The 10594-nt window shown below is 52.5% G+C and carries 4 protein-coding genes; 3 read left to right on the top strand and 1 reads right to left on the bottom strand.

Annotated features, from left to right (window positions below; translation table 11 throughout):
• Both CX664_RS26185 and CX664_RS04185 read left to right on the top strand, forming a co-directional pair.
• A partial coding sequence (locus tag CX664_RS26185; RefSeq protein ID WP_180966372.1) for a hypothetical protein occupies window positions 1-4246 on the top strand: 4246 nt, incomplete at its 5' end.
• Between the two features lie 37 nt (window positions 4247-4283).
• On the top strand, window positions 4284-7799 hold the full coding sequence (locus tag CX664_RS04185; RefSeq protein WP_101745519.1) for a hypothetical protein: 3516 nt from the start codon (window positions 4284-4286) through the stop codon (window positions 7797-7799).
• Window positions 7800-7927: 128 nt separating this feature from the next.
• Here the strand turns inward: CX664_RS04185 and CX664_RS04180 are convergent, their stop codons facing one another.
• Window positions 7928-8887, bottom strand: a complete 960-nt coding sequence (locus tag CX664_RS04180) for a hypothetical protein (protein WP_101745518.1) — start codon at window positions 8885-8887, stop codon at window positions 7928-7930.
• 320 nt (window positions 8888-9207) lie between these two features.
• Between CX664_RS04180 and CX664_RS04175 the strand changes: the two genes are divergently transcribed.
• Complete coding sequence (locus tag CX664_RS04175; protein WP_145999810.1) at window positions 9208-10467, top strand: hypothetical protein; 1260 nt, start codon at window positions 9208-9210, stop codon at window positions 10465-10467.
• Window positions 10468-10594: the final 127 nt, after the last annotated feature.

Here is a 10594-nt window from a genome sequence, read left to right as displayed (position 1 = left end):
AACACCTCCAACCTCAACAACCATCTCAACCGCTGCACAGGCCAGGCAATCCAGCCTGACGACAACAACAAACCCCGACACTGCCAGGCAGACAGTTATTTCTGGTTCCAGAGATAGCTCAGCCGCTTCTCCATCATTGACGTCGGCATCAACAGGCACGGCTGCCGAACAGGCAACAACACAACAATCAGTCACTCAGGAAAAAGCACAATCAACGTCTGAAACCACCACAACAGAAGACGCCTCTGGTAGAACTGACAGCACAACGGCGCCTCCAACATCAACAACCATCTCAACTGCTGCACAGGCCAGGCAATCTAGCCAAACGAAAGCACCAACCCCCGACACCGCCAGACAGACAGTGACTTCTGGTTCCAGAGATAGCTCAGCTGCTTCTCCATCATTGACGTCGGCATCAACAGGCATAGCAGCCGAACTGGCAACAACACAGCAATCAGCTACTCAGGAAAAAGCACAATCAACGTCTGATAGCCCGCGACTACAGGGAACTTCGCGTATTCCGGATAGCACAATGGCTGCTTCAACGTTGACAGAAATCTCAACACTTGCAGAAACAAGACAATCAGTAACATCGCCAACAACAGGTACTACAACTCAGACGACAAAAGCTATACATCAAACGACAAACCAGGAAATAGCATCATCTGAAACCACCACAACAGAAGGAACCTCCGGTAGATCTGACAGCACAACGGCGTCTTCAACCTCAACAACCATCTCAACCACTGCACAGACCAGGCAATCCAGCCTGACGACAACAACAAACCCCGACACTGCCAGGCAGACAGTTATTTCTGGTTCCAGAGATAGCTCAGCCGCTCCTCCATCATTGACGTCGGCATCAACAGGCACGGCTGCCGAACAGGCAACAACACAACAATCAGTCACTCAGGAAAAAGCACAATCAACGTCTGAAACCACCACAACAGAAGACGCCTCTGGTAGAACTGACAGCACAACGGCGCCTCCAACATCAACAACCATCTCAACCGCTGCACAGGCCAGGCAATCTAGCCAAACGAAAGCACCAACCCCCGACACCACCAGACAGACAGTGACTTCTGGTTCCAGAGATAGCTCAGCTGCTTCTCCATCATTGACGTCGGCATCAACAGGCATAGCAGCCGAACTGGCAACAACACAGCAATCAGCTACTCAGGAAAAAGCACAATCAACGTCTGATAGCCCGCGACTACAGGGAACTTCGCGTATTCCGGATAGCACAACGGCTGCTTCAACGCTGACAGAAATCTCAACACTTGCAGAAACAAGACAATCAGTAACATCGCCAACAACAGGTACTACAACTCAGACGACAAAAGCTATACATCAAACGACAAACCAGGAAATAGCACAATCAACATCTGAAACCACCACCACAGCAGAAGGTACCTCTGGTAGATCTGACAGCACAACAGCGTCTCCAACCTCAACAACCATCTCAACCGCCGCACAGACCAGGCAATCCGGTCAGACAACAGAACCAACTTCCGACACCACCAGGCAGACAGTGACTTCTGGTTCCAGAGATAGCACGGCTGCTTCTGCATCGTTGAAACCTGGATCAACAGGCACGGCTGCCGAACAGACAACAACGCAACAGCCGGCAACATCATCCGGCAGCACCTCGCAAGAAAAGACTCCCGGTATCTCCGATCACACAAACTCAACCGAAAACACAACGGACACGGCAACAACCAATGCTTCGCCTGCGCCACAGCCAGAATCGGATAACAACCGGGAGCTGCCGGGAGTCCTCAAACCCTTCACAAACATCAGCAAAAAGATCCATTTACGATTCAATAAAGAGATAGCCAAAACCTATGTCGAAACACGCAACCAGATTCGCCGGGCACCAACAACCTTGGGGCAACCATTAGACAGTTGGCAAAAAGAGATTCTTCTGGGGGACTCTCTGAACCAACTGAATCAACAATTCAGCACCAATTTCCTGAATATTTATAAAAATGCTCACCGGTTTATGAAGTCCCTGGGCTCAGCTGCGACCAGTGACAATGACCATCGTACTGCCCAATCCTTAATCAGCGCCAGGGTAATGTCCGAGTTCCAGACAATGTATGCCACGTTCAGCGATATACGCCTGCAAATGCTGTCAGACCTGGGCTACACCAACCAACAACCGCTGGACTGTGCCACCATCCTACGACTATCGTCTGGTGTCTATTCCCCTCCGGCAGTAGTCTCGCGGAATACAGCTCATCTGCTCAAGGCCATCGAGCAGCAACCACAGCCAGCCAAACCCGACGGCTTTGATCGTTTTATGGCCGACCTGGGCCAGTCCCTGCGTGGGACAACTGGCCAGAAACAGCAGTCAGCATCAGCAGCCTCCCAGCCGCCGGGGAACACAGGGCCAGTGGAACAACAGCCTGGTGACCAATTCAACAGTGATATCCTTGCCCGGCAAAAAAGGCCCCACAACCATCAGTTATTAACCAGTATCTTGCAACAGGAGCAAACCCTGTTGCTTGAGAGTATCCAGCAGCCCAATATAAACCCTGTCAGGAAACTGGAGAGTTGCACCACACCCACTCACCAAACCCGGGGCATGGCCAGTGTCCAGCCTGACCCGGGCCAATCCAGCGGCCATCCGGTTCCAAGTTCCGGCAAGGCCAGTACTCCATCGGCCATAGCCAGTACACCCGGCCCAGATAGCCATACCGCCAAAAACGCTATAACACCGGCGGACTATCCGGTTACCGACAACCTGACGCTGGCCAACTTGCTGGCCGCCAAAATCAGTGATCGCCCCATACACCTGAACAACACCATGGCACCACAAACCACGGACAAGCACACCTCCCCGCTTGACCAGTCACCGGGCATGAGGCTACTGACTGACAGCCAGGCCCTGGCCGGGCAGCTGCGGGAAGAGCTCTCGGCCCTGGCCAACGATCTGGCCACCCCGGACAAACAAGTCAGTACACAGTGGGACCAGGACGATCTGATCAATCTGGCCATTGTCCAGACCCTGCCAAAAGCATCTACCGGCAAGGTAACGGAAAACTTTCTGTTAAACATTCTCACCTCAACGTCGGTGGGCATACAACACCAGCAGCCTGACCATATTTTCCGGGCCGATGGCTCACTGCGCGGCACCAGCCAGGCCTCCGGCGCACCACTTTTCCGTGACCCGTCAACGGGCCAGACCACCGACCACGGTGCAACCCGGCAACTGGCAAAAATCATGTTACAGGCCATGGCCAGAAGCCGACTGGCTGATCAGGCAGAGAACAACGAAATACCACAGCTTCTGTCCAACAAGATCATTGACCAGGCAACACAACTGCACAGTCGCCAGCCTCAGAAGTTTATCGCTCGACTAAGCCAATGGCTCGGGCTGGAGCAGGGTTCACAGGCCAGCGCCAGGGCCTCACTGGCCACCCGTCTTGAACTGCGTCTGTCGTCCAGCCAGCGTGTCGACCTTACACCACCAACCGACCTGCCACTGGTTAACAGCCTGGTCTCCGGTCGTTACCATAAAACCCAGTCCCGCTTTATGAATCTGGCACCGGCCAGGCAACTGGAGCTGCTGGAGACTCTGGCCAGCCAACCCGACTATCTGGGTCTGGATCATTTTGCTGAACCCCTGGCCCGGTTGGAGGCCGATTTCGCCAAAGCGACACAGGCACCATCGGCTATCCCGGAAGACCCGGATCAGCCTTCGGACAGACAGCCCCCCGATTGGCAAACTTTCCAGCTGAACCAGAAAGCCTGGCAACTGTTTACCCATCTGTACAACGCCCGGTTCGAGGCACCGGCAGAGGCCATCAACCGGATAAAGACAGCGGCACTGATCCAGCGCCAGGGCATTGAGCCCCATCCGGATGATGCCCAGCGCCTTAATCAGCTGGTGGTCGCACTGCTGCCAGTGCGCACCAGTGCCAGTGACCGGGCCCGCCTGATCAACACCAGGGACAAAGCACTGCCAGGGCCAGTCAGGCTGCACCAGTTCAACCGGCAACGCATCACCGAAATTCTCAACAGTTACGCAGCCATCAAGTCGCTGGTCAGCAGACAATTCCAGCAAGTATTCGGCGACCAGATCAACGACGCCCAGTTGCAGGAGGAAGTGATCGCCCAGCTAGCAAGGACCAGTTTGCAGGAACTCAAGGGCAAAACAACCGGTCAGTGGCAACAGGCAGTGACAAGGCAAATGAACAGGGAATTTGCCGACTTTCGTAACGACCCGGCTGAAGCCAGCTGAAAAAACAGTTATTCAATCAATTTCAGGGTTAACCACTATGAATCATCCAGCCCCATCAACGACATCTGCCTATCAACCTGCGGTGACTTTTACCCGTGTCGATAGTGCCTCCGGTCAATCAGCAAAGGCCAAATTCAAGTCCCGGCAGATAGCGTCCAGCTCACAGGTGCAGCAATTGCTCAGGAGCGAAGAAAAGTTGTTCCAGTTGCACAAGCAGCTCAGTGTGCTGGAGAACAAATTTTCTGTCTGTCTAAACCAGCAGGCATCTGCATCCGTCGGGCCAAGCAGTCAACGGCCGGAAACCTACACGACCATAACCCCTGTCAAGCCGTCGTCTACTTTGCAGGTACCACAGACCTCAACCATCAGCGCCGGTACCACCATCACGCCATCAGCTACTCAACTGTCAGGCAGCTCAATAGCAGTGACCACGACCACCGGCAACGTCACGTTAGTACAGTCCGCTACGGATAAACAGCTGGCAAACATCACCCAGTCTCTCACCGACAGCGCCAAAGCTATCACCCGGCTGTTCAACGAGGGGATTGAGGCAACCCGCAACCAGACACTGACACAAATCCAGCAATTACCCACTGCTGATCAGCAGCAACACAGCATTCAGAAACGGATCGCGCTGGGGGACGGACTCAACAGCTTCAAGGGACAGTTCAGCGACCACTTTCTTGATATTTTTCAATTAGCCCATAATGCCAGCCAGTCAATACGCTCAATCGCAACGGATGATGACCGGTCAACGCTGTCAGCCAGTGCCGGAGTTACCAGCACACTGATCTCCAGCTTTCAGAACATGTACACGGCCATGGATAATCTTCGCCTGCAACTGTTTGTTGATGCCAACTATATCGACAGCAAATGGCTTACCGGGGAAGACAGCAGACAGCTGGAGGCAACGGACAACCCTGACAGGAATGCTTTGGCTGGAGACAATCTGGTCAAAGCCATCAAACAACAACCGCCGTCACAATCCCCGGACAGTTTCGACCGATTTATCGGGGATATGGGCCTGTTACTGGAAAGTCAGGACAAAATCCGGCAGTTGCATCGGGCAGAGACTAAGTCAGCAGCCACCAGCCCTGTTGTCCGCCAGCAGGAACAGCTGTGGACAGCAGCCATGAAATTTACCCGGGCCGAAATCAGCCGGACGTTGGTTGCCAACCCGGACAGAGCCCACAATCAACAGCTGCTGACGGATATTCTGCAGCGGGAAAAAGGGCTGTTTATTGATGACCTCCAGCAAATCCACCTGGACCACAGGGGCCGACTCCCCGGTGAGGTCACCCGGGCAGAGGCGGGCCAGGATGTACTCTTTCTGCCGTCTAACTTCCTGGATGTTATTCGCGACCCGGATGGTTATCGCTCAGGCCGCCTCAAAAAGCCCGCAACAGGCCTGGCATCTTCAGCCGGGCAAAACCAGCGACCGATGGTGCTTCAGCCGGGCAACACCACGGCGAGCCTTGAGCAGCCAGATACAGGCCATACCAGCAACACCCGGAATTATCGATTGACAACAGCCACCATCAAACAGTTCGCGGACAAGGCCCGGCTCAACCAGTCACGATTCAACCAGGGCATCGCCGGGGCCTACCAACAGGCACTGACACAGATAAGCCAGTTGGCGGCCCCGGACACAAACCCCGGCAGTATCAAAAAACGCGTTATCCTGGGTGATACCCTGAACCGACTCAACAACCTGTTCAGCGAAAGTTTTCGTCGTATATTCCAATCTGGCGACCAGTCCATGAACACCCTGTCGTCACTTTCAGGTGATGACGCCCAGCCAATCATTAACGGCAAAGCGCTTATCCGTACCCAGTTGACCGATACATTTACCAGCATGTACGCCACACTTAACGATGTTCGTTTACAGCTGTTTTATGCCACTGGCTATAGCGATAAGCAGACACTGAGCGCAGAGGGCATACGACATCTGGCGAATGGCATCTACGATCACACGGGCAGAAAACCATCGGCTTCAACCCACCTGCTCAAGGTGTTGTTGCAACAGCCGGTGGCATCAGAACCTGACGACTTTGACCTGTTTATTACCGACCTCACGCTGTCGCTGGAGGGTCGGGATCAGCGCAGCCAATTGCAACAGGCTGAAACAGAGTCAGGTACCGACAGTCCAGTTTTACAGGCGCGGGAAAGCCTCTGGTCAGCGGCCATGAATACCACGTCCAGCCAGCAGGGGGATGGTGATCTGCAGGCCAAACCGGACAATCATCCGTTACTGGACACGGTCTTGCACCAGGAGAAAGAGCTGTTTATTGATGACCAGCAAAAAGCCTATCTGCGCCACCATGATCATGGTGCCGATGAAGTGGCTCCTGGTGAAGCCGGCGATAATGTACTTTACCTGCCTTCTACCTTTATGGATGTGATTAAAGATCCGGATAGCTATCGTACCGTGCTGCCGAAGCCGGGCAATCCGCAGCCAGCACAGAGCCACTTCAGAAAGCGCCGGGATCTCTCCGGGCAGCCCGCCATCTCAGGGGCAAGCCAGCACAAGGGAATGCTGGCAGGCGCTCTGCAAACTCTGGGTCAGCTGGCTGGCTATCTCAATCCGCTGTCACTGGGGGGCAATGCACCACCGGGGGTTTCCGGCACTCTCCACCAGCGCAGCAACACCCACCTGACACCGTTAGACTACCCGGTTGCCAGCACCCTGATACTGGCCAATCTGCTGGCCGCCAAAGTCAGTGGCCGCCCGGCATTGCCTCCGCGGCTCACGGCTGCGGCAGATACCAGGCAGATTGGACAACGACTGAACGCCACAAGCCCGATGGACCATCTGCCAGCAAAGACCATTCCCCTGACCAGAGAGCTGGCCAGCGGCAACTATGATAAAGCTCAATCCGGCTTTATGAAGCTGCCACTGTCTGAACAGCTGGAGCTGCTGGTATTGCTGGACAAACAGCCGGATCACCTGGGCCAGAATTCTTGTTCCGGACCGCTGCGGCAATTACAGGCCGATGCCCGCAGCCTGGCGGCAGCCAACGCTGAAGAAATTGGCACCCGGACACCTGACTGGCAAAGCTTCAGGCTGAGCCAGAGAGCCTGGCAGCTGTTTACCCACCTGCACGACACCAGGGTGGAAGCCTTTGGTGAAGCGATCAGCCAGCAGAAAATTACCGAACGAATCATCCGCGAAGGGATTGAACAAAACCAGGACAATGCTCACTATCTTGGTCAACTGGTGGTGCAGTTGCTGCCGCACCGGACCAGCGCCAGCGAACAGGCCAGCCTGATGGCAACCGGCACCGAGTCCATGCCGACCGTGGCCGGGCTGCACCGATTTACCACTAAGGGCATTACCGACATACTCAGCAGCTACCGCACCATCAAGTCGCTGGTCAGCGAACAATTCCCAAAGCTGTTTGGCAACATGGTCAATGATCCCCAGCTGCAAAATGAATTAATCGCCCAGATAGCACGAACCAGTCTGCAGGAATTACGGGGCAAAACCACAGCTGATGGCTGGCAACAGGTGGTCAGGGACAACATGCTGGCAGAGTTCAGGGAGTGGCTTTGAACAAATTCAAAGTACAGTCCAGATCGAAGTAGTTGTCACATTGGGTTCTTAAGCAAAAACGGATACCCTCTGCTGCCGTGTTTTCATAGGCCTTCCTGACACAACATGACCGATCGCAAAATGTCGCTTCATTCATCCGAGTGGTCACTGGTTGCTGGCCGCGATGGTTCCATCAGGATGCGATCACGAACTGACTTGTCCAGGCCTTGCAGCGCAGCGATAGAGGATGACCAGAGTTTATTGGCAACCCCGCCCAGTACCCAGGCATAAAGCACCTGGGCCGCCAGTACCGAAGGGGTCTGTTTGACCATGATTTTCTGGAAAATATCTTTATGGGACAAGCCCAGTGCCCGGGCGTTTGCGTGGGTTTTCAGAAAATTATTCAGCACCCCGACAACTCCGCCCAGACTTGTCTGGATCACCGTCATTTGTGCCAGGGATATCTCTCCGGCCTGATGACGGGCAATCAGATGGCGATCATTGCGGTCCAGACTAAACATCAGAAAGGTACTGAGAAAATTGCTGGCACTGCCACGCACAGGGTGTGCCAGCAACCCTTGCAGGAAGTGCTGAGGCCCCACCGCTGATGTATTCTGCCGGACCTGTCGGTAGACCTGCATGGAGGTCATGGGCTGACTGGCGCAGGTCATCATGGCCGACGAGGCTGCATCCACCAGCAGGTTTAACTTTTCCTGTGGCTGTTTTGTTGAAGGAGTATCAGTTTCATTGATGTTCGCCAGCCTGCTGATGGCCTGCTCACTGGCCAAACGGGCAGAGTCAGCGATGAGATAACGAATGCCGGTGCGGCCCAGGGCAGGCAGCCACCCCCGTGACGACAACATAAGGCGCAGCTCAGGCCGTTTTCCATCGTATTGTGACTGCATCAATGGCCTGGCCAGGGAGGTGGTGATTGGCGTATTCATCAAGGCAGGTAATAACATGCTGTTGCCTGCCCAGGCCGTCAGTGTGGTCAGCCGGTATCCCCAGGACAAGACCTGAACCTGCTTTTCTGCCGGTTGAACGTCCGCTTTTTCTGGGTGATCGGCAAGGGTTGACGATGAAGAGGTCGCAGACGGTGAAACAGGCATATTTTGACCTCCGGACAGGATATTTACGTTATAGTTGGGTTTCCGGCTGATGTCATGAAATTAACATACTATTCTGATTACTCATTTATTGTTTCACCGGAACAACAACGAAATAAAAAATCATGCTTGCATCTGCACAATACTTTCAACCTACGGGCACAATACCTTCCTTATTGCCTGCACCTGATAACCAGGCTGACAATTCAACAATTAATCGGATAACAGCCGAAAAACACACTCAATATGACTGGGCAAAAACACTCTCAAAGTCCATTTTCCAAAGATTTATCAAACATGCCCAGGCAGCACGATTTATTTCCATGGACTTATTACAATGGGAGTCATTAAAAGAAATCAGTACCATTTTAACCATCTGGGATACTCTGAAAAAATACATTCCCCACAGCCCTGATGATAAATTGATCGCTTTAGATGTGGGTGCGGGTCCAAAACCAAAACTGGGGGCATGGATAGCTTTAAATACTGATTGGCCAGTACTGTCCATCGACCCGGTATTACAAACACCAAAATCAGTACTGCCTGACAATCTGACGCTGATCGCCAAGCCTGTCGAAGAGGTCGATCTATCGGAAAAATATGATCTGTCAGAATATCATGTAGTTGTTTTAATGATGCATGCTCATGTTTCAACGGATCAGGCATGCCTGCCAATCAAGACCTGTAAACGGCTCTCATTGATTACCATTCCATGCTGCGAGTTCACATCCAGACAGAACAACATTCATAACGTCCCCTTTGATTTTGAATTTGAAGCCAGAGATATGTCATCCACCCGTGGCACTGTGCGGGTATGGTGTTCCAAATCCTTTCCTCTCATTCCGACTCGACCATTGCAGAAAGATAAATGTATTGGCATTGAAGAGGTGAACGAAGTCCATCCGCTATACGCAGAAAAAAACGTTCAGCATATTAAAGTGGATACTGCCAATATATATTCTGAGTATGACGACACTATTGAACATATTGATCATTTTATCAATCACTGGCAAATATCACTACGCTCTTCCCGACATCTAATGTCTGAAGATGTATATAGCAGACCCTGGTTATTCAGGAAAAATAATATGATTAGCTGGTTATCCCGAGCCATTCATATTGAGGGAATTGCAAAAGAAATATTGCCTGATAAATACGCTGATAGAAAGACTCAGGAGAGTGTATCAGTCGTTATTGTCGAAGCAGGAAGAACCCCCCGTTTTGGCGCATGGCTGTCCGGCAAACTGAAGAAAAAAATGATATCTATATGCAAACCCTCTGATAGCAAGCAACTTTCACCTCACTGGAAGGTGGGTGTTAATCTTGACATATGCAGCCTTGAAGATCTGGATATTGAGAAAAAAAACTATGTAGTTATCGTTGTCAGTGATGAGTTTACACCGGATGGGATTGTGCCTTTATTTCATCAGGCAAATCGACTGTCAATGATTTTTAATACCAGCTACCCATGTCATCGTCGTGGACAGATCAAACCAGATGAAAGCCGACTGATCTGGGATGTCATATCGCCACTCAGAAGGTTTCATATCTGGCACTCAGTGCCTTTACCAGGTGGAATCTGAAGCGCTCCCGGTATTGGAACTATTCCCTATTCGAGTGGTTCTAAGTAGTTGGCCAAATGGAATCGTATATTTCTGGCTAAGTGGACAGTTACTATGCAAGGCACAACGCAGGGAGCATAGCCGTAGC

The sequence above is a fragment of the Endozoicomonas acroporae genome (assembly GCF_002864045.1).
Taxonomy (GTDB): domain Bacteria; phylum Pseudomonadota; class Gammaproteobacteria; order Pseudomonadales; family Endozoicomonadaceae; genus Endozoicomonas; species Endozoicomonas acroporae.
This window is presented reverse-complemented; position numbering and strand designations above follow the sequence as displayed.

Excerpts from the sequence above, each read along its gene's own strand:
- CX664_RS04185 (WP_101745519.1), top strand. The coding sequence starts at position 4,284 with ATGAATCATCCAGCCCCATCAACGACATCTGCCTATCAACCTGCGGTG.
- CX664_RS04175 (WP_145999810.1), top strand. The coding sequence starts at position 9,208 with ATGGACTTATTACAATGGGAGTCATTAAAAGAAATCAGTACCATTTTA.
- CX664_RS04180 (WP_101745518.1), bottom strand. The coding sequence starts at position 8,887 with ATGCCTGTTTCACCGTCTGCGACCTCTTCATCGTCAACCCTTGCCGAT.